This is a genomic window from Comamonas odontotermitis (assembly GCF_014207855.1).
In the GTDB taxonomy this organism is placed as follows: Bacteria; Pseudomonadota; Gammaproteobacteria; order Burkholderiales; family Burkholderiaceae_C; genus Comamonas; species Comamonas odontotermitis_A.
Genome location: NZ_JACHKZ010000017.1, coordinates 1 through 20,467 on the forward strand (window position 1 = coordinate 1; position 20,467 = coordinate 20,467).

A 20,467-nucleotide genomic window follows, 5' to 3' on the forward strand; every position below is an offset into this window, starting at 1 on the left:
CAGTTTGTGGTGCGGTACTTGCGCCGACCCCAGTTCGTCTCACTCATCATCCGAGCCTACTACCGCTGCGGCCCGGATTTGTGCAACAAAGCCGTTTGGAATTGATATGAGTAATCCATTTTCGCGGCCAATCTATCCCCTGAACAATGGGCAAAGCGACCAGGCAGCGACTGGAGTTGGTGTTCGGTGGGCATCGGAAGAATTCGCCCCTGTGCTGTTGCCATACTAGCCAAGAGGCTGTGTAAATGAGAGGGAAAACGCGAATTACACGCGCAGCCGGCGCAGTGTACGGGCGGTGTTATCGCGTCGTATCACGAACCCTGGGCCCCAGTTAAAGCGTTTGATGCTGGCGGTAACCTCTCGCCCCAAATTTCCAGTATCTGGCCCTCGCATAGCCCACTATCCGGATGGTCTGAGTTGCCAGCTTTGGGCATACACATATCGTTTGTCGGGTGTAGCGCCTTGAACGTATGTTCACCATCCACGACAGCGACAGCGACAACGATATAGCCGCAGTGCGGAAGCTTTGCACCGACCTCAACGATCAGGTCTTCTTCATCGATGTCATCGTTGATCCTCGATGGCCCGGCCACACGAACGAAGAATGTCTTGTGCTCATGTTCCGCCTGGAGCTTGGACAAGCCGAAATACTTGCCTCGATTTCTGATACCGGGCAGGGCACTGACACCAACCATGCTGTTGGCGAAGATGGGCGATAGCGAGGAAAGCATCACCGGCATTGGTGTCTGGGAATTCGTTGTTTTGCTGTGCACGCATCCGGTATATGGCGCGGATGGGCAGTTGTGAAGACGTAAAACTTTGCGCGTTGCGGTCAATGAACAGCGCGCAGCAGAAAAAGAAAAAGGGGCAGTTTCTAAAAAGAAACTGCCCCAATTAAGTCCCAATTTTTGCGAAAACCCGCATAAACATTGGTTATTCTGGTGCCGGAGACATGAATCGAACACGCGACCTTCTCATTACGAATGAGCTGCTCTACCGACTGAGCTACACCGGCGTTAGAGCGAAATTATAGCGTGAATTTCCGCCTCAAAAACGAATGCTGGGAATTAGGCTTCCAGGTGGTAGCGGGTGACGCGATCCACCTCATTCCTGGAGCCCAGGACCACGCTGACACGTTCGTGCAGCTTGGTGGGCTGCAGGTTCAGGATGCGCTCACGGCCGTTGGTGGCGGCACCGCCGGCTTGTTCCACGAGCCAGGCCATGGGGTTGGCTTCGTACATCAGGCGCAGTTTGCCAGGCTTGTTGGGTTCGCGCTTGTCCCAGGGGTACATGAAGATGCCGCCGCGCGTGAGGATGCGATGCACGTCAGCCACCATCGAGGCAATCCAGCGCATGTTGAAGTCCTTGTTGCGAGGGCCTTCGACGCCAGCCAGGCATTCATCGACATAGCGCTTGACGGGGGCGTCCCAGTGGCGCATGTTGCTCATGTTGATGGCGAATTCCTTGGTGTCTTCGGGAATACGCACGTTTTCCTGGGTCAGGACGAAGCTGCCCATTTCGCGGTCCAGCGTGAACATGGCCACGCCGTCGCCTACGGTCAGTACGAGCGTGGTTTGCGGGCCATACACACAATAGCCTGCGGCCACTTGCTGGGCGCCGGGCTGCAGAAAGTCTTCTTCAGTCACGCCGGGGTGGCCTTCGGGCTTTTTGAGCACGCTGAAGATGGTGCCGATCGACACGTTGACATCGATGTTGGATGAGCCGTCCAGCGGGTCGAACATGAGCAGGTATTCGCCTTGCGGATAGCGGTTGGGCACCAGGTAGATGCTGTCCATTTCCTCGGAGGCCATGGCGGCCAGGTGGCCGCCCCATTCATTGGCTTCGATCAGCACTTCGTTGGCAATGATGTCGAGCTTTTTCTGTACTTCGCCTTGTACGTTTTCGCTGCCGGCCGTGCCGAGCACGCCGCCCAGCGCGCCTTTGTTGACGGACTGGCTGATGCTCTTGCAGGCGCGGGCCACCACTTCGAGCAGCAGGCGCAGCTGTGCGGGAATGAGGCCGTCGACGCGCTGCTGCTCAACGAGGTAGCGCGACAGGGAGATACGTTGGTTCATAACCGTTCCTATCAATACAAATATGACTTACGTGGGCTTGGGCCGAGCGGGGTGTCTCCGTCAAGGAAATTCCTGCTGTGCATTCATGGCCATGAAAGCGCTGAAAACTCAAACCCAAGCGCCCATCAGGGCGGCCTGGATCATCAATGGTTCATTGCCTGAGTAATGATTTCTCGCACATCATTGCTTAGCTTGGGCTTGGCGGCGACCTTGGCAATGGCTTCGCCAGCAGCGGTGCGGTAGGGCTCGGCCAGCTTCTTCCAGCGATCAAGGGCGCGTGCCAGGCGGGCTGCAACCTGCGGGTTGAAGTCGTCCAGTGTGATCACCTGTTCGGCCCAGAAGGCATAACCTGCGCCATCGGCGCGGTGGAAGCCGCCGGGGTTGCCGCTACAGTAGCTGAAGATCACACTGCGGGCGCGGTTGGGGTTCTTGATGTTGAAGTCGGGCAGTTTTATCAGTGCGCGAACTGCGGGCAGGGCGCTGCCGTCCACATCTGGCGCACCCGCTTGCAGGGCGAACCATTTGTCCATCACCAGTTCGTCGTTCTTGAACATGGCATGGAAGGACTGGAGCGCATGGGGCGCCAGTTCGCTGCCGCTGACAACCAGAGCGCTCAGTGCGTTGTAACGATCCGTCATATTGCCCGCGTCCTTGAAGCGCTGCAGCGTCTTGCCGGGCCAGACTTTGTCGCCAGAGGCGCGGGCCGCCACGCACAGCATCAGGAGCGCATGACCGGCGAGCGCACGTTTGCCGCTGCTCACGGCATCGGGCGCGTATGCGCCGGTGTTGCTGCATTGCTCATAGGCCCAGGCCCAGTCGGCAGCAAGGTCGGTGGCCAGTTGCTGCCGCATGGCTTCGCGCACCTGGTGCACGATCTGCGGATCAACGCTGTCCAGTTGCTCGGTGATGTAGGCCTCGGATGGCAAGGTGAGTGCCAGGTCTTTGAAGGCGGCATCGAGCAGCGGGTCGCGCAGCACGGCTCGCATGGCTTCGATGTATGGCGTAGGCAGGATGTTTGCGTCCAACGCGCTGTCGGTGATGTCGGCGCTTGCGGTATTTGCGCGAGCGGCTATGTTTTGCAGGGCAATCCGCAAACCCAGGCGCTGACTGGCCTCCCAGCGGTTGAAGGCGTCTGCATCGTGTGCGAGCAGGTGGCGAAGTTGGCTATCGCTGTAGTCCATCTCCAGTACCACGGGGGCGCTGAAATTGCGCAGCAGCGATGGTGTCGACTCCTGGGCCACGCCTTCGAACACGATGGTCTGAGTGGGTTGCGTCAGCACCACGGTATGGCTGGTAGCGCTGTTGGCAAAGGCAGAAAGGCCCTCGGTCGCACGGATGACCACAGGCAACTGGCTGCCGTCGGCACCTACGAGGCCGAGCGTGACAGGAATCACGAAGGGTTCCTTGCTGGGTTGCCCGGCGGTGGCAGGGCAGTGTTGCGACAGGGTGAGTGTGTAGGTCTGGGCCGAGGCATCGTAGGTGCCGCTGGCAGCCACGCGCGGCGTGCCAGACTGGCTGTACCAGCGCTTGAATTGCGCAAGGTGCTGGGCCAGCGGGGAGCCCGGATTGGCATCTGCCATGGCCTGGGCGAAGTCGTCGCAGGTCACGGCCTGGCCGTCATGGCGCTCGAAATACAGTTTCATGCCCTTGGCGAAGCCTTCACGGCCCACCAGCTCGGATTGCATGCGCACCACTTCGGCGCCTTTTTCATAGACGGTGACGGTGTAGAAGTTGTTGATCTCTACGTAGCTGTCAGGGCGCACGGGGTGGGCCATGGGGCCTGCATCTTCGGGGAACTGCACGGTGCGCAGCACGCGTACATCGTCAATGCGCTTGACGGCGCGGGCCGATGGCGAGCCCGCCATGTCCATGCTGAATTCCTGATCGCGGAAAACCGTGAGGCCTTCCTTGAGCGAGAGCTGGAACCAGTCGCGGCAGGTGACGCGGTCGCCCGTCCAGTTGTGGAAGTATTCGTGGCCCACCACCGATTCGATGTTGGCGTAGTCGGCGTCGGTGGCCGTAGCCTGACTCGCCAGCACGTACTTGGTGTTGAAGATGTTCAAGCCCTTGTTTTCCATCGCGCCCATGTTGAAGTCGCTGGTGGCAACGATCATGAAGCGCTCCAGATCCAGGCTGAGGCCAAAGCGGGCTTCGTCCCAGGCGATGGAGGCCATCAGCGAGTTCATGGCGTGCTCGGTCTTTTCCAGGTCGCCGGGGCGCACGTAGACCTGCAGCAGGTGTTCGTTGCCGGCGCGGCTCTTGATCTTTTGCTCACGCGCAACCAGGTTGCCGGCTACCAGGGCAAACAGGTAGCTGGGCTTCTTGTGCGGATCCACCCATTTGGCAAAGTGGCGCCCCTCGGGCAATTCGCCTTGTTCGACCAGGTTGCCGTTGGACAGCAGCACCGGGAAGAGCGCCTTGCTGGCGCGCAGGGTGACGGTGTACATGGCCATCACATCGGGGCGGTCCAGGAAGTAGGTGATGCGGCGAAATCCTTCTGCTTCGCATTGCGTGAAGAACGAGCCGTTGCTGGTGTACAGGCCCATCAGCTTGGTGTTCTTCTCGGGCACGCAGGTGGTGAAGATTTCCAGATCCACCGGCTCGCTGCCCTCTGGCAGGTTTTCCAGCACCAGATCGGAGCCTTCCATCTTGAACGATGTGCCGGCGCCATTGACCAGCACGCGGGCCAGGTTCAACTCGTCACCATTGAGGTGCAGGGGCTGAGCGGGCACATCGGGGTTGCGGCGCACGCGCATCTTGTTCAGGACGCGGGTTTTGGCCGGATCCAGGTCGAAAGTCAGATCGACCGTTTCAATCCACCATGCAGGGGCCTGGTAATCGGCACGGTACACGGTGTGTGCTTGTCCTTCACGCATCATGGAGTCTCTCCAGAAATTGCTTGCTCAGCAGGGTCGAGAAATCGGGCGCCCATGCCATTACATGGGGACCACCAAGGTCTTGTTCGTTGTGTGTGGTGCCGATGCCCACAGCGCGCATGCCAGCGCGGCGCGCCGCTTCAATGCCGTGGGGCGCATCTTCAAATACCACGCAGGCAGCCGGATCGACGCTCAGTCGCTCGGCTGCCTTGAGGAAAATATCGGGGTGGGGTTTGCCAGGCAGGCCCTCGTCGCCACGGGCAATGGCATGCGCGGGAGGCTGCATTTGCAGGTTGCCCAGCACGAAGTTCACATTGTCCTGGTCACCCGCCGTGCCAATGGCCACCTTCAGCCCCATTTCATGGGCCTGAGCCGCAAAGCGCTCAAAACCGCCCACTGCGCTGAAGTTGGCGGCAAACAGTTCGCGGTAAATGCCTTCCTTTTCTGCCGTGATGCGCTCGGATTCTTCGGCGCTCACGGTGCGGCCCATCAGGGCGCAGGCGCATTCGAAGGCATTTTTTCCGGTGGTTTGCACCATGAACGCTGGCACGTCCAGATCCATGCTGTGGCGGCGCGCATATTCAACCCAGGCTTTGGCATGCCAGGGCATGGAGTCCACCATGGTTCCGTCCATGTCGAAAATCAGCGCTTGGATGGGAGGCATTGCAGGCAAAGGCTTTCTGGTGGCAATGCATGGCGGCGTGGGGGCAGCCATGCAGGATGAGTCAAAAATCTAAGCGGAGCAGCGTGTGACACGCTGCTCCGAGGGGTTACACACCCTGTTTCAGGGATGCTTCGATGAACACATCGAGGTCTCCGTCCAGCACCTTCTGGGTGGCCGAGACTTCGACGTTGGTGCGCAGGTCCTTGATGCGGCTGTTGTCCAGCACGTAGCTGCGGATCTGGTGGCCCCAGCCCACGTCGGTTTTGGTGTCTTCGAGCTTTTGCTGCTCTTCCATGCGCTTGCGCATTTCAAAGTCATAGAGCTTGGAGCGCAGGCGTTGCCAGGCAACATCGCGGTTGCTGTGCTGGCTGCGGCCGTCCTGGCACTGCACCACGATACCGGTAGGGATGTGCGTCAGGCGCACGGCCGAATCGGTCTTGTTGATGTGCTGGCCGCCTGCACCGCTGGCGCGGTAGGTGTCGGTGCGCACATCGGCCGGATTGATCTGGATTTCGATCGAATCATCGATTTCCGGGTAGACAAACAGCGACGAGAAGCTGGTGTGGCGGCCGCCGGACGAGTCAAACGGGCTCTTGCGCACCAGGCGGTGCACACCGGTCTCGGTGCGCAGCAGGCCATAAGCATATTCGCCCTCGACCTTGATGGTTGCGCTTTTGATACCGGCCACGTCGCCAGGCGTCTCTTCTTCGACGGTGGCCTTGAAGCCCTTGCGCTCGGCGTACTTCAGATACTGGCGCAGCAGCATGCTGGCCCAGTCGCAGGCTTCGGTACCACCGGCGCCGGCCTGGATGTCGATGAAGCAGTTGAGCGGATCAGCCTCCTGGCTGAACATGCGGCGGAACTCCAGCTCTTCGATCAGCGGACGGAGCTTGTTGGTTTCTGCCTCGATGGTCTCCAGCCCGGCGTCGTCGCCTTCTTCCTTGCTCATCTCAAAGAGCTCGGAATTGTCGGCCAGCTCACCCGTCAGCTTCTGCAGGGTGAGCACGACGGAATCGAGCGCTTTCTTTTCCTTGCCCAGTTCCTGGGCTTTTTTCGGGTCGTTCCAGACGGCCGGGTCTTCGAGTGAGGCGTTTACTGTGCGCAGGCGTTCGTACTTTGCATCGTAGTCAAAGATACCTCCGAAGCTCTTCTGTCCGGGTGGACAGGTCTTCGAGGGCGTTGCCAATCTGGTTGATGCGTTCTGCTTCCATGTTCTGTGTGTCCTGTTCTTGCAATCAAGCCCATTATTGTCGCATGGCGGCGGTACCGGGCTCGCCAAGGTGGCTTTACATATAAGATTGATGAAAATCACCTCTAGCGCTTGCCAGATGCACGCAGGTAGCTATGGTTTTGATACCAAAGCTGCCCGCACAGCTAGCGCCATGCGAACGTGGGCTGGTCAAAATGCGCGACCCGTGTGGTGCGCCCGCACAGGCAGACCTCTCGAAACTGGTACAGAAAGGCCGCCGTGGGCGCAGCAATCCAGCTATTGCCAATGGGCATGCGCAGAACAGGGTGGGGCGAATGGGCGCTGGCATCGAGCATGGGCGAATCACTGCGCAGCAATTCGGTCAGTGCAATGCGGTGGATGCTGGCCACCTCGTCCGGATTGGGCTGCAGCTGCGCCACTGCGCCTGCCCAGACCACGACCGGCGTGATGGCAAAGCCGGAGCGGGTGGCATAGTCATCGAGGCAGCCCAGTATCTGGGTGGATGCAAGGCGCAGGCCAATCTCTTCGTGCACTTCGCGCAGCGCGGCCTGCTCGGGTGATTCACCCGCTTCGATCCGCCCACCCGGCAGCGCCCATTGCCCGGCGTGGTTGCGCAGATGCAGGGCGCGGCGGGTGAGCAGCAAGGCGGCTTCATGGCTCCAGTGCCTGGGCGCAGCCGAACCTGGCGCACCGGATTGGGGTGGGAGTTGCGCCCCGGCGCCTTCGTCGCAGATGACCAGCGCGACCGCTGCGCGCGCGTGGCCGCCATCATCCAGGGCTCGCACGGCAAAGTGCTGCAGTGCGGAGTGGATGCGGGCGTGAAGGGCGCGAGAGAGTTGCATGGTTTGGTGGATATCAGCTTCTCAGAAAATCTTCGATCATGGTGGCAAGCGCACGCGGCTGGTCGTGGTGCAGCATGTGGCCAGCTTCCGAAAGGCTGGCAACCTGCACATCGGGCACCAGCGCGAGGCGCCGCAGAAACTCTGCTTGCGTGAACTTGCCCTGCCAGAAGGCGGCCATGGTGTCGGGCTCGGCTTTGACCATCAGCGTGGGGCAGACAATGGTCGCGTAGCTGGCCAGCATTTCATCGGCGCGAAACAGCTGTGCGCTGACGACTTTGTGCGCGTCGTCGCCAGCAATGTGCCATAGGCCATCCGTCCCCACGGTGGCCCAATGGTGGGCCAGCCACAGCGCCTTGTCGGCGGACAGGCGCGAATTGTTCTTTTGCAGGCGCGCGGCGACTTCGGCTGCGCTGGCGTAGGGCCGGGTTCCAATCTTGCCGTTGCGCAGGTCGCGGATGTCGTCCAGCCAGCGGGCAGTGCGCTGCGGTGCCTGCGAAGGCTGTGAGGCGGGCAGGCCAAAGCCTTCCAGGTTGATGAGCCGACGCACCCGGGCCGGGCGCGCGGCCGCGTACAGCATCGCCACATTGCCGCCCATGCTGTGGCCCACCAGATCAATCGGCGCATCGGGGCTGATTTCGTCGATGAGTGCATCCAGATCGCCCAGGTAGTCCACAAACGGAAAGTGGTCTGGCGCGCTGGAGCTGCGGCTTTGGCCAAAGCCGCGCCAGTCGGGCGCGATGATCGTGCGGTTTTCCGCAAAGGCATTGCTGAACTGGTCGACGACAAACTGGAACGATGCGCCTACATCCATCCAGCCGTGGCAAAGCACCAGCGCAGGCAGGCTTTGGCTGCTGCCCCACTGCAGTAGGTGGTAAGGGTGGTTGCGGATGGCCAAGTGGCGACTGGTGGCGCGGCGTTGCGGCTGGTACATGGTTGGCGAGGAGAAAGCGGTGGTCAGGCATTGTCCTGCGGGGCCAGTGCAGACGCCTGTACCTGGGCGACTGGCCCGCCCGGGCAAAGGGCGGCATATCGTTTTATAGTGCATGCATTGCGCCGCAGCGGTGTTGCGGCGTACTTTTTTGTGTTTTAGATTTTGCAATTCATCGACAACCATGCAAGACATCCAACTCGGCCGCAGTGATTTGAAGGTATCGCCCATTTGCCTGGGCACCATGACGTTTGGCGAGCAGGTGAATGAGACTGATGCCCACGCCATGCTCAGCCGCGCGCTGGAGCGCGGTGTGTACTTCTGGGATACTGCCGAGATGTACTCGGTGCCGGCCCGTGCCGAGACCTTTGGTGCCACCGAAACCATCATCGGCAACTGGTTCAAGGCCAACCCCGGCAAGCGCGAGCAGGTGGTGCTGGCCAGCAAGGTTGCAGGCCCCTCGCGCGGCATGCCCTGGGTGCGCGAAGGCAAAGGCATGACGGCGGCCGACATCGTGTCGTCGTGCAACGCGAGCCTGCGCCGTCTGCAGACGGATGTGATCGACCTCTACCAGATTCACTGGCCGGAGCGCCATGTCCCCGCCTTTGGCAACCTGTACTACGACCCGAAGAAGGAAACCAGCGAAACGACGATCCGCGAGCAGCTGGAGGCGCTCGCGGGCCTGGTGAAGGCGGGCAAGGTCCGCCATATTGGCCTGTCGAACGAGACGCCTTACGGTGTGCACGAGTTTGTGCGTCTTGCCGAGCAGCATGGCCTGCCGCGCGTGGCCAGCGTTCAGAACGCCTACTGCCTCATCAACCGTAGTTGGGAAAACGGCCTGGATGAAACCTGTGACCGCCTGGGCGTGTCGCTGCTGGCCTATTCTCCGCTGGCCTTTGGCTTGCTCACCGGCAAGTATGACGAAAGCGGTATCACCGGCCCCAATGCGCCCAAGGAAGCGCGCATTGCAGGCTACGAATCGGTGCGCAAGCAGCGCTGGGGCAGGCCGGAATCCTTGGTGGCCGCCAGGCGCTACAACCAGCTGGCGCGTGACCATGGCATGACGCCCGCAGCCCTGGCATTGGCCTTCTGCTACACCAAATGGCAGGTGGCCAGCACCATCATCGGCGTGCGCACCATGGCGCAGCTGGAGGAAGACCTGAACGCATGGGGCACGCAGGTGTCCGAAGATCTGCTCCGCGAAATCGACGCGATCCGCTGGGTGCTGCGCGATCCGGCGCAGTGATGCGGTCTTTGAGGAAAACAGCTTTCAGCGAGCGGCTGCACACTGTCTGCCGCCTCTTGCCCTGGGTCAACAGCAATGGCAAAAAAAGACAAGAACGCGCATGTGAGTGAAACCCCCGCCACCCAGATGCTCAAGGCGCACAAGGTGGCGTTCACCGAGCATCCCTATGAATACGTGGAGCATGGCGGCACCAGCGAATCTGCGCGCCAGCTGGGGCTGGATGAACATGCAGTGGTCAAAACCCTGGTCATGCAGGACCAGGATGCCAAGCCGCTCATCGTGCTGATGCATGGCGACTGCAAGGTGTCCACCAAGAACCTGGCGCGCCAGATCGGTGCCAAGAGCGTGGAGCCGTGCAAGCCGGAAGTGGCCAACCGGCACAGTGGCTATCTGGTGGGCGGCACCTCGCCCTTTGGAACGCGCAAGGATATGCCGGTCTATATTGAAGAGAGCATCCTGGCGCTGCCGCGCATTGCCATCAATGGCGGGCGGCGTGGTTTTTTGGTGCAGATCGACCCGCAGGCCTGCCTTCAGGTGCTGGGAGCCAGGCCCGTGCAGTGTGCGCTGGCAGAATAGCGACTTGATTCTGTCATATACATACATCCGGCTGCGCAAACCATCGGCGCACGGGCAAGGGGAAGCGTTTTGAGCATTGTCTATTCCATCCTGGTGGCCGTTGCGGCCTATTTTGTAGGCTCGCTGTCGTTTGCCGTCATCGTCAGCCGCGTCATGGGGCTGAATGACCCGCGCACCTATGGCAGCAAGAACCCAGGGGCCACCAATGTGCTGCGTTCAGGCAGCAAGGCAGCCGCCGTCGTGACCTTGCTGCTCGATGCCGCCAAGGGCTGGCTGCCGGTGGTCTTGGTGGCCTGTTTTGGCAAACCGTACGGGCTGGAAGAGGGCGCGATGGCGTTGGCGGGCCTGGGTGCCTTTCTGGGCCATTTGTGGCCGGTTTTCTTCAAGTTTGAAGGCGGCAAGGGTGTAGCCACCGCTTTGGGCGTGCTTGTGGGCTTCAGCGGCTGGCTGGGCCTGCTGGTTCTGGCCTGCTGGGTGGTGGTGGCTGCCGTCTGGCGCTATTCGTCTTTGTCGTCGCTGGTTGCAGCGGTGATGGCGCCGGTGCTGTACATCCTGCTGGGCGGCGATCTGTGGGAATTCAACAAGTGGATTCTCCTGGCCATCCTGGCGATGTCGGCCTTGCTGGTATACCGCCACAAGCTCAATATCCAGCGCCTGCTCGAAGGCAAGGAATCGAAGCTGGGTCAGAAAAAGAGCAAATAGTGCTCAGGCGCTATAGCGGCGCAGGCCATCGATGTCCTTGAGGCGCACGCTGCGGTAGCCCACTTCCAGAAACTGCTGTTTTTCCAGCGTCAGCAAGGCTTCGTTCAGGCGGGCGCGGGAAACCTGGCAGAAGTCAGCCAGCTCGCTCTGCGTGATATTGAGCAGCCCCGCATCGGGAAACGGAAAGTTCATTGGCGTGATGAGGGAGCCCAGGCACTGGGCCACGCGGCTGGTGACCCCGGTGCACTGCTGGGCCATCAGCAGGCGCATGAGCTGGTGTGTGCGTTCGGCTGCCAACTCCAGCAAAAACTGGCTGAACGCTGATGACGCATGGCGCAAGGCGTGAAAGGCGTCTGTGGGGAGGGTGATCATCGTCAGGTCATGCAGTGCAATGGCATCGCAATCCATGACCGCCCCTTGGCGCAGCAGGTAGGTCTCGCCAAACCAGCTGCCCGCATAGCCACACAGCGTGATCGAGCGCCCGCTCTCGGTAGACACGCATATCTTTGCTGCCCCGCGCGATACCCCGATCCAGCCCTGGGGCACATCGCCGCTGTGCCACAAATGCTGACCTGCATGCACATGGCGCACCCGCAGATGGGGGTGAACCAGCTCGGTAGCCTGTTCCGGGCTCAGTGTATGGCCCCACATGCAATGGCTCCAATGGGCCAGCACCTGCTCCTTTTTGAGAAAAGCCGTTTTTGAATGCATCTGTATTGAGAATTGTTCTCAAAAGAAAAGAATTCTCATTCTCTTCGATATACGCTTCACCTTTGTTGTTGTGAGCGAATAAGAAGGTGATTCATGGGCGATCAGGGGCAGAAGAAAACAGGTCTGGATGCAGCAGTCCGGGCGGATAGGCATGCAGAGGGCATCAAGGCTTGCCGTCTGACGCCTGTGGCATTGGCCATGGCGCTGTTGGCGTGCCAGGCGCAAGCCCAGGCTCAAAACACGCCGATGCCGCAGGATGCTTGGGCATCGGCCACGTCCGAGCAGGCCAGTGCACAGGCAGAGGCCGAGCTGGCAGTCCAGCGCGTGGTGGCAAGTGCCGCCCCCGGCATCCGCAGCGAGCTGGCGCAAACCACACAGATCATTGAAAGCGATGCGCTGCTGCAGCAGGTCAATGCCGGTAAAAGCCTGGGCGAGGCGCTGGGCCAACTGGTGCCTGGTGTTGACCTGGGCGGCCAGTCGCGCAGCAACTTCGGGCAGAACCTGCGCGGCCGCACCATGCTGGTGATGCTCGATGGCGTGTCGCTCAACAGCTCGCGCGGCACGGCGCGGCAGCTCGATTCGATCGACCCATTCAACATCGAGCGCATCGAGGTGCTCTCGGGTGCCAGTGCGCTGTACGGCGGCGGCGCCACCGGCGGCATCGTGAACATCATTACCAAAAAGGGCAGTGCAGTGGGCATGCAACTGGGCAGCGAGGTGGGAGTGACCTCGGGCTTTCAGGGCTCGCGCGACCACCAGTACCGCCTGGCGCAATCGATTGCCGGCGGCAACGACCGGGTGCAGGCGCGCCTGGGCATTGCCCTGCAGAACAACGGCAGCTTCTATGACGGCAAGGGAGCGCCGGTACGCACCGATATCGCCCAGACGGATACGCAAAACACCAAGGGGGTGGATGTGCTGGGCAATATGCAGATCAAGATCAGCCCGCAGCAGACGCTGGGGCTGACGGGGCAGTACTACCGCAACCGGTTCGATGGATCGTCGTACCTGTACGGCGGCCCTAATCTGGCAGGCATCATGGGTGGCAAGCCGGAGCTGCTGGAGCAGCGCGGCGGTTTCGTGAGCGACGTGATGCCCAAGACCGAGCGGGCCCTATTCAATGCCGACTACCACGCGGCGCAGGTGTTGGGCGGGCAGGATCTGTATGTGCAGGGCTTCTGGCGGCAGGAAAAGCTGGATTTCGCGCCGTTTCCAAGTTCCGTGGTGACCGCATCACGCCAGAATACCGACACCTGGGGGCTGAAGGCGGCTCTTTCCAAGACCTGGGGCGACATCAACCTACGCTACGGCGTTGATTGGGACCGCGAGAGCTTTGATGGGGAGGGTGCAGTGTTCGACAAGGCGCAGTCCCTCGCGTCCGGGGGCATGGTCAACCGCCAGATCGGCACCGTGGGGCGCTATGCCGGCTACCGGGTGAATACGGCTGCCGCCTTTGCGCAGGCGGAGTGGAAGCTCGATCCGCAGTGGACGCTGAACGGAGGCCTGCGCTACCAGAAGACCGACCTCACGGTGGACGACTTTGTGGGCTACACCCAGCAGCTCTCCATGCTGCTGGGGCGGGGAACCAGTGCAGATGCCATCCGGGGCGGCAAGAACAGCTACAACGTCAGCCTGTTCAATCTGGGCGCGCGCTACAAGATCGATGCTGCGCGCAGTACCTGGCTGAACTACGCGGAAGGCTTCGAGCTGCCCGACCCTGCCAAGTACTACGGCCAGGGCAGCTATGTGGCCAGGGGCACGCACTGGCAGCTGGTGTCTGCCATCGACCCGGAAAGCTCACCGCTCAAGGGTATCAAGACGCGCCAGCTGGAGTGGGGCTTCAAGCAGGCCAGCGGCGCGCTGCGGGCGCAGACGGCGCTGTTCTATGCGTGGTCGGACCAGACGCTGCAGCTCAACAACAGCAACAACAATGTGACCATCCACGTGGCCGATGAAAAACGCCGCAACTACGGATGGGAAGGCGCCATCGACTACACCGTCGCCCGTGGCTGGGATGTGGGTGGCAATGCCTTGTGGATTCGCTCCGAGACCCGGCAAAACGGCAGCTGGGCCAAGCAGAGCATCATGACGGCAAGTCCGTCCAAGCTGTCTGCCTATGTGCAGTGGAGCCCCAACCCCGTGACGCTGCGCCTGCAGGCAACGCATATGTTTGCGCTCAAGGACGCAAGCGCGCTCAAGATCGACGGTTTCACCACGTTGGATCTGATGGGGGGTGTTAAATTGCCTGTGGGCCGTTTGAACTTCGGTATCCAGAACCTGCTGGACAAGCAATACCTGACCACCTGGTCGCAGCGTGCCATGGCCCTGTACGGCACCGGCGCAGTCTCGCCGCAGGCCTTTGCCTTCTATGGGCGCGGCCGCACCTTCGCCCTGAACTATGCCGTGGAGTACTGATGCATGGCTGCAGTGATGGAAGGGGCTGACTTGCGTACGACACCTGCAGCGCCCGCGGTGTCCGCGAAGCGGCCTTGGCGCTTCTGGGCAGTGCTGGTGGCGCTGTATGTGGCGCAGGGCGTACCCTCGTACCTGATGATCATGACCGTGCCTGCGGCCCTGCGTGCGGCGGGCATGCCATTGCAACAGGTCGGTATGCTATCAATTTTGATGCTGCCACTGGTGCTCAAGTTCATCTGGGCGCCTTGGGTGGACCGGTTGCGCCCCCTGCGCTGGGGGCACCGCCGGGGCTGGATCGTCTGCACCCAGGTGGCTACCGTGGTCAGCGTTGTGGCGCTGGCCTGGGCGGGGCCGCAGGCGCCCATCGGGCTGATTGTCGGCATCGGCATGTGCATGGCGCTCAGCATTGCCACGCAGGACATTGCCACCGATGGCTATGCCACGCAGCAGTTGCGCAGCGATGAGCTGGGGCGCGGCAATGCCATCCAGGCCGCATCGGTGGCGGGTGGCGTGCTGGTGGGCGGGAGCCTGGCCATGTTTCTGGTGGAGCATTGGGGCTGGTATCCCACCATGGGCCTCATGGCGCTGCTGTGCCTGCTTCCGCTGCTGGCCCTGCCGTGGATGCAGGAGGCAGGGCCGGGCGCCAATGCGCTCGCCAGCGGCAAGGATGTGCAGCCGCACCGGGCCAGCATTCGCCAGTTTTTTTCCAGGCCGGGCGTATGGACTGCGCTCGGGCTGGCCGTGGTGTACCGGCTGAGCGAGGGCATGCTGCGCTCGATGGAGAGCAGCTACCTGCTGCACAGCGGGTTGAGCCTGAGCCAGGTGGGGCTGATCGCCGGCAGCGGCGCGGCCATTGCCGGGCTGGCAGGCAGCTATCTCGCGGCACGCTGGCTGCAGCGGCGCAGCCGTGCGCAGGTGCTGCTGGGCCTGAGCTCCTTGCGTGTGCTGGCATTTGTATTGTTTTTGCTGCATTCCATGCAGTGGCTGGGCGGGGCGGTGCCGCTCGCGGTGCTGGCGGTCGGCTTGAGCGTGCAGCGCTATATGGAAATGGTGGCGCTGTATGCGCTGTTCATGTCCACCGCAAGCAGAAGACAGCCGGGCACCGATTTTTCAATCCTGGCCTGCGCAGAGCTGACCAGCTACATGCTCAGTTCCATGGCGGGCGGTTTTATCGCCAAACAGTTTCAATTTACCGGCCTCTTTGCCACTGCCAGCGTGATTGCCGTGGGTTGCTGGCTGGCTACCTACTGGCTGCTGCAGCGTCAGACGGCACAAACCGAAGATGTGCAGGCAGAAGCACCGATGGTGGTGGGGAGCGCGGACACATGAGTGCAACAGAGATAGATGCAGTGGCAAAGCCGCAGGCGCTTGAGGCGCGCATCACCCTGCCGCGTGCAGCTGCGTACGTGCAATGGCTGGTGCGCCACTGGCGCGACGAGGGAGTGGATGTGGAGGAGCCAGCACCAGGCCAAGTGCGGTTGTCGCTCTCCGATGTCGGTGTGGTGGAGCTGAACGTGGCAGCCACGCGGCAACTCGATTGCAGGCTGGTGCCTGCCTCTGCGCGCATGGGCGAGCTGATGCAGCTGTCGCTGACCGAGCATCTGGCTGAGTTTGCCGACGAAATGGCGTGGCCCGATGGCAGCTGGGATGTGCTGTGGAGCGGGCAGGCTCCGCGCAGCCCTGGGCAGCTGCAGGTGTTGCAGGTATGCAGCAACCGGGAATTGACTCCGCTGATGCGTCGCCTGCGTCTGCAAGGCGACGGCGTGCGCGCTTTTGCAGATGGCCTGCATGTGCGCATGCTGCTGCCCACCCCGGGTGAGGCACCTGCCTGGCCCGAGGTGCAGCAGGATGGCCGCCTGCAGTGGCCGGTGGGAAAACCGCCCATGCCGCGCCGCACCTATACGATTCGCGCTATCAATTTTGAAGAGCAGTGGATGGATGTGGATGTGCTGCTGCACCCGGATGCGAAACCAGGCGTACAACCGGATGGGCAATCGCATGGGCAATCGGATGTGCGGGCGGAGGCGGGCGCATCGCCCGGCGCGGGCTGGGCCTTGCAGGCCGCACCGGGCAGCACTGTGGGCGTGCTGAGCCCTGCAGGGGGGCTGGCACCGCGCGCTGCGCGGCGTGTGCTGGTGGCCGATGCCTGCGCGCTGCCTGCGGCGGCACGGTTGGTGCAGGCCGCGCCCGATACGCCGCCTTCAGGCTTGTTGCTGTGGGTGGCGAACCCGCAGGAGTGCGCGGCCTGGGATGCCGTGGCAGGTGTCGATCCTGCCTGGCTCCATGACGGTGCGCCCGGTGCATCGCCAGCGGGAATCGCCCAGGTGCTGCGCTGGCTGGCGTTGCAGGATTGGAGTGGGACAGATACAGTCCTGTGGGTGGCTGGCGGCCTGCCATTGACGCAGGCGGTGCGCAGCTGGGTGGCGGGCCAGCCGCATCTGGCGCGCGTACGATGCATGATCCATACCTATTGGCGTTGATGAATACAGAGATTTCTGCGGCACCCTCGGGGCCGCGTGCCATTCCCAAAAGCGTATGGGCCCTGGGCTTTGTGTCGATGTTCATGGACATTTCCTCCGAAATCGTCCATGCGCTGCTGCCCGTGTACATGGCCACCGTGCTGGGCGCCACGGCGCTGCAGGTCGGGCTGATCGAGGGCATTGCCGAGGCGACGGCATCCATTACCAAGGTGTTTTCGGGCGCCATCAGCGACCGGTTTGGCAAGCGCAAGCTGCTGGCGGGAATCGGCTATGGCCTGGGGGCGCTCACCAAACCGGTGTTTCCGCTGGCAACGGGCCTGGAGTGGCTGGTGGGGGCGCGTTTTGTCGACCGCATCGGCAAGGGCATACGGGGCGCGCCGCGCGATGCGCTGGTGGCCGATGTCACGCCTGCCGAATTGCGAGGCGCCGCCTACGGCCTGCGCCAGACGCTCGATACGATTGGCGCCTTTACCGGCCCACTGCTGGCGATGCTGCTGATGTGGTGGACGGCCAACAACTACCAGTTGGTCTTCTGGCTGGCGGTGCTGCCTGCATTCATTGCGGTTGCCATTTTGGTGATTTTCGTCAAGGAGCCCGCGCATGCGCCCCCCGCCCAGGCGCGGCGCATGCCGCTCAGCCGGGCGCAGATGCAGCGCCTGGGCCGCAGCTACTGGTGGGTGGTTGCCATTGGGGTGGTGATGACGCTGGCGCGCTTCAGCGAGGCTTTTCTGGTGCTGCGTGCGGTCGATGCGGGCCTGCCAGCAATGCTTGCGCCGCTGGTGCTGGTGGTCATGGGCATAGCCTATTCGCTCTCAGCCTACCCGGCAGGCGTGCTGTCAGACCGCCTGCCACGCCACCTGGTGCTGGCGGCGGGCATGGTGCTGCTCGTGCTGGCCGATCTGGCGCTCGCGCTGCTGCCCGGGCTGTGGGGGCTGGCGCTGGGCGCTGCGCTGTGGGGACTGCACATGGGATGCACGCAAGGCTTGCTCAATGCCATGGTGGCCGATACCGTGCCCGCAGACCTGCGTGGCACCGCCTTTGGGGTGTTTCACCTGCTGGCGGGTGTGGCGCTTTTGCTCGCCAGTGTGATTGCTGGCGCCCTGTGGGACCGTCTGGGCCATGAGGGCACCTTTATTGCCGGTGCGGTGTTTGCGACGGTGGCGATGTTGGGGTTTATCGCCAAACGGCAAAGGGCCTGAGAACCTGTTCAAAGTCAACGGCTGCCGCCAGCATGCGTTGCAGCACCGCCAAATGCACAGCTCTATTTCGCGCGGTCCAGCGTCAGTTGCGGCCCAATGCGCGTCATGTGAAAACTATTGAGGAAGCTGTTGCCCAGCAGCACATAGGGCATCTCACCCGCGCCAATCACGGCGTCTACGTTGCGCAACTCCACATCGGAGATGCGCACGCTGGCCAGTTGAACGTACCAGCCTTGTGCCACGCCATTGGCCGTGCCCATGCGTACCGCGCGGCCCTTGCTGTAATCAATGCCCAGCTTGCGCGCCTCGCTCATTCCCATGCTCACCGTCGTCGCTCCGGTATCCACGAGAAAGCGCGTGCTTTTGCCATTGATCATGCCGGGTGTCAGAAAGTGGCCCTGTGGGTTGGCCATCAGCACGATACGGCCCGTGTTGCTGGAAGGCAGGGCACTCCCCCTCACGCTGACGGGCGATTCGCCCAGGCGCAGGGTGAGGGGCTGGCCACCAATGCGCACCTGGGCTTCGCCATCCTTCACGCTGAGAACCTGCACGTTCTGGTAGCTGCTGCCAGCCTCCACCGCCTTGGGGGCGCCGCCATCCACCACCAGCAAGGCCTTGTTGCCCAGAATGCCGGTCAGCGCAACGGATTTCGGGGCTTCGCCTGCATCCTGCGCGCTGGCCACGACCGCAGCGCCTGCACAGGCCAGGGTCACCATCGCCCGGCAAAAGGTGGTGCAGGCAAAGCGGTACGAAAAGTTCATGGTGAAAGATGGACTGCCGAATGCCAGTAAGGCGCGTTATGCTATTCAAATTATAGTGATCAGCATCAAAAAACGGCAAGCATCCTTGCAAGCTGCCTGCCGTCCCCTTTGCAAAACGCCGTGGATCAGTCACGGAAGTTGTTGAAGGACAGTGGTACGTCCGTCACTTCCTTCTTCAAAAGTGCCATGGCAGCCTGCAGATCGTCGCGCTTGGCGCCGGTCACGCGCACCGCGTCGCCCTGGATGGCCGCCTGCACCTTCATCTTGCTGTCCTTGATGGCCTTCTGGATCTTCTTGGCCAGCTCCTGCTCGATGCCGTTGCGCACCTTGATGACCTGCTTGACCTTGTCGCCGCCGATCTTCTGGACATTGCCCTTGTCGAGGAAGCGCACGTCCACATTGCGTTTGGTCAGTTTGTTACGCAGGATATCTTCAACCTGCACGAGCTGGAAGTCGGCGTCGCCGAACAGGGTGATTTCCTTGTCCTTGAGTTCGATGGCAGCCGACGTGCCCTTGAAGTCAAAACGGGTGCCGATTTCCTTGGCCGAATTCTCGACAGCGTTCTTCACCTCGACGAAGTCGGCTTCGCAAACCGTGTCAAACGATGGCATACATACTCTCCTTGCAGATCAGGCAAGCTTGCCTGCGTGGGTCGCTACAAGTGCGACAATCTACCGATGTTAGTCGAGAAAAATGCCCCGCTGCAGCAGTACAACACCTTTGGCATCATGGCCCGCGCCATGAATCTGGTGCGCGTGCAGTCCGAACAGGATATCCGTGAATTTCTGGCCGGCCCGCCTCTGGGCGCGAGCCGCCAGGTGGTGGTGCTGGGGGGCGGGAGCAATATCGTCATCACCGGCGATGTGGAGCCGACCGTCTTCAAGATGGAGATCATGGGCAAGCGCCTGGTTGCCGAGACGGACAGGCACTACATCATCGAGGTCGGGGCGGGCGAGGTCTGGCACGACGTGGTGGCCTGGAGCCTGGAGCAAGGCTACCCCGGGCTGGAGAACCTGGCGCTGATCCCGGGCACCGCAGGTGCCGCGCCCGTGCAGAATATTGGTGCCTATGGCGTCGAGTTGCAGGACCGCTTCGATTCGCTGGATGCCGTGGACCTGACCAACGGCGAGAGCTTCAGCCTGAATGCCGCCCAATGTGCTTTTGGCTACCGCGACTCGGTCTTCAAGCACGCGCCTGCCGAAACCATGCCCTTGACCATGATTGCCCGCGCTACCGGTACCACGGCGCCGCGCGGCATGGGCCTCGCCGGCAGGGCGGTGATCACTCGCGTACGACTGCGCCTTGCCAAGGACTGGAAACCCGAGCTGAGCTACCTGGACTTGACGCGCAAGCAGGCAGAAAAGGGTGTTGAAAACCCCACGGCACAGGATATTTTCAACTGGGTGGTCGAGATTCGCCGCGCCAAGCTGCCCGATCCGGCAACCATCGGCAATGCAGGCAGCTTTTTCAAGAACCCCCAGGTGAGCAGCGAGGTGTGCGAAGACATCATCGCCCGCGAACCCAAAATCGTGCACTACCCGATGCTGGACGGCAGCGTCAAACTCGCTGCGGGCTGGATGATCGATGCCTGCGGCTGGCGCGGCAAGAGCATTGGCAAAGCAGGCGTGTACGACCGGCAGGCGCTGGTGCTGGTCAATCTGGGGCAGGGCGACAACAGCGTGACAGGGGGCGAAGTGGTTACCCTGGCGCGTGCCATCCAGGCCAGCGTGTACGAGCGCTTTGGCATCCGGCTGGAGCCAGAGCCCATCGTCTGGTAGGACC

At 62.0% G+C, this 20,467-nt stretch carries 18 protein-coding genes and 1 tRNA gene; 8 read left to right on the plus strand and 11 right to left on the minus strand.

The window, feature by feature from the left end; all coding sequences use genetic code 11:
- Nucleotides 1-311: 311 nt before the first annotated feature.
- From HNP33_RS21335 to HNP33_RS13440, 8 genes are all read right to left on the minus strand, one after another.
- Nucleotides 312-740 carry a LexA family protein gene (locus tag HNP33_RS21335; protein ID WP_418903846.1) on the minus strand — a complete coding sequence of 143 codons (429 nt, stop codon included), beginning with the start codon at nucleotides 738-740 and terminating at the stop codon, nucleotides 312-314.
- A gap of 199 nt (nucleotides 741-939) precedes the next feature.
- Nucleotides 940-1,015: transfer RNA gene (locus tag HNP33_RS13410), tRNA-Thr, on the minus strand.
- A gap of 52 nt (nucleotides 1,016-1,067) precedes the next feature.
- Nucleotides 1,068-2,075, minus strand: a complete 1,008-nt coding sequence (locus tag HNP33_RS13415) for a class 1 fructose-bisphosphatase (protein WP_184709420.1) — start codon at nucleotides 2,073-2,075, stop codon at nucleotides 1,068-1,070.
- Between the two features lie 143 nt (nucleotides 2,076-2,218).
- Nucleotides 2,219-4,951, minus strand: coding sequence for an aminopeptidase N (pepN, locus tag HNP33_RS13420; protein WP_418903847.1), 2,733 nt, complete (start codon nucleotides 4,949-4,951; stop codon nucleotides 2,219-2,221).
- On the minus strand, nucleotides 4,944-5,615 hold the full coding sequence (locus HNP33_RS13425; protein WP_184709416.1) for an HAD family hydrolase: 672 nt from the start codon (nucleotides 5,613-5,615) through the stop codon (nucleotides 4,944-4,946). The genes pepN and HNP33_RS13425 overlap by 8 nt, the downstream gene beginning before the upstream one ends.
- Nucleotides 5,616-5,721: 106 nt before the next feature.
- Nucleotides 5,722-6,826, minus strand: a protein-coding gene (prfB, locus tag HNP33_RS13430; RefSeq protein ID WP_184709414.1) for a peptide chain release factor 2 whose coding sequence is annotated in 2 segments (ribosomal slippage) — nucleotides 5,722-6,744 and nucleotides 6,746-6,826 — 1,104 coding nt in all. Because the reading frame shifts where the segments join, the coding sequence is not laid out codon by codon here.
- Between the two features lie 163 nt (nucleotides 6,827-6,989).
- A complete protein-coding gene (locus HNP33_RS13435; RefSeq protein WP_184709412.1) occupies nucleotides 6,990-7,667 on the minus strand; it encodes an NUDIX hydrolase in 678 nt (225 codons plus the stop codon).
- Nucleotides 7,668-7,680: 13 nt separating this feature from the next.
- Nucleotides 7,681-8,598 carry an alpha/beta fold hydrolase gene (locus tag HNP33_RS13440; protein WP_184709410.1) on the minus strand — a complete coding sequence of 306 codons (918 nt, stop codon included), beginning with the start codon at nucleotides 8,596-8,598 and terminating at the stop codon, nucleotides 7,681-7,683.
- Nucleotides 8,599-8,779: 181 nt separating this feature from the next.
- On the opposite strand from HNP33_RS13440, the gene HNP33_RS13445 reads away from it, so the two are divergent.
- The 3 genes from HNP33_RS13445 (at nucleotide 8,780) to plsY (ending at nucleotide 11,119) form a co-directional block, all read left to right on the plus strand.
- Nucleotides 8,780-9,841, plus strand: coding sequence for an aldo/keto reductase (locus HNP33_RS13445; protein WP_184709408.1), 1,062 nt, complete (start codon nucleotides 8,780-8,782; stop codon nucleotides 9,839-9,841).
- 75 nt (nucleotides 9,842-9,916) lie between these two features.
- On the plus strand, nucleotides 9,917-10,417 hold the full coding sequence (gene ybaK, locus HNP33_RS13450) for a Cys-tRNA(Pro) deacylase (protein WP_184709406.1): 501 nt from the start codon (nucleotides 9,917-9,919) through the stop codon (nucleotides 10,415-10,417).
- 69 nt (nucleotides 10,418-10,486) lie between these two features.
- Nucleotides 10,487-11,119 (plus strand): glycerol-3-phosphate 1-O-acyltransferase PlsY, encoded by a 633-nt coding sequence (gene plsY / locus HNP33_RS13455; RefSeq protein WP_184709403.1) that lies wholly within the window; start codon nucleotides 10,487-10,489, stop codon nucleotides 11,117-11,119.
- 3 nt (nucleotides 11,120-11,122) lie between these two features.
- Here the strand turns inward: plsY and HNP33_RS13460 are convergent, their stop codons facing one another.
- Nucleotides 11,123-11,770, minus strand: a complete 648-nt coding sequence (locus HNP33_RS13460) for a Crp/Fnr family transcriptional regulator (RefSeq protein WP_184709401.1) — start codon at nucleotides 11,768-11,770, stop codon at nucleotides 11,123-11,125.
- 153 nt (nucleotides 11,771-11,923) lie between these two features.
- Here HNP33_RS13460 and HNP33_RS13465 point away from each other — a divergent pair, with 153 nt between their 5' ends.
- From HNP33_RS13465 to HNP33_RS13480, 4 genes are read left to right on the plus strand one after another with little or no spacing between them, the layout of a single operon-like run.
- A complete protein-coding gene (locus tag HNP33_RS13465; protein WP_184709399.1) occupies nucleotides 11,924-14,245 on the plus strand; it encodes a TonB-dependent receptor in 2,322 nt (773 codons plus the stop codon).
- Nucleotides 14,246-14,248: 3 nt separating this feature from the next.
- Nucleotides 14,249-15,574, plus strand: a complete 1,326-nt coding sequence (locus HNP33_RS13470) for an MFS transporter (protein WP_184709397.1) — start codon at nucleotides 14,249-14,251, stop codon at nucleotides 15,572-15,574.
- A complete protein-coding gene (locus HNP33_RS13475; RefSeq protein ID WP_184709395.1) occupies nucleotides 15,571-16,725 on the plus strand; it encodes a siderophore-interacting protein in 1,155 nt (384 codons plus the stop codon). The genes HNP33_RS13470 and HNP33_RS13475 overlap by 4 nt, the downstream gene beginning before the upstream one ends.
- Complete coding sequence (locus HNP33_RS13480) at nucleotides 16,725-17,924, plus strand: MFS transporter (RefSeq protein ID WP_184709393.1); 1,200 nt, start codon at nucleotides 16,725-16,727, stop codon at nucleotides 17,922-17,924. Before HNP33_RS13475 ends, HNP33_RS13480 begins: the two co-directional genes overlap by 1 nt.
- Before the next feature lie 62 nt (nucleotides 17,925-17,986).
- Here HNP33_RS13480 and HNP33_RS13485 read toward each other — a convergent pair whose 3' ends face one another.
- A complete protein-coding gene (locus tag HNP33_RS13485) occupies nucleotides 17,987-18,685 on the minus strand; it encodes a retropepsin-like aspartic protease family protein (protein WP_233464524.1) in 699 nt (232 codons plus the stop codon).
- Between the two features lie 125 nt (nucleotides 18,686-18,810).
- Nucleotides 18,811-19,296, minus strand: coding sequence for a YajQ family cyclic di-GMP-binding protein (locus tag HNP33_RS13490; protein ID WP_184709391.1), 486 nt, complete (start codon nucleotides 19,294-19,296; stop codon nucleotides 18,811-18,813).
- A gap of 66 nt (nucleotides 19,297-19,362) precedes the next feature.
- Between HNP33_RS13490 and murB the strand changes: the two genes are divergently transcribed.
- Nucleotides 19,363-20,463: a UDP-N-acetylmuramate dehydrogenase gene (murB, locus tag HNP33_RS13495; RefSeq protein ID WP_184709389.1), complete on the plus strand. Its 1,101-nt coding sequence runs from the start codon at nucleotides 19,363-19,365 to the stop codon at nucleotides 20,461-20,463.
- Nucleotides 20,464-20,467 lie beyond the last annotated feature (4 nt).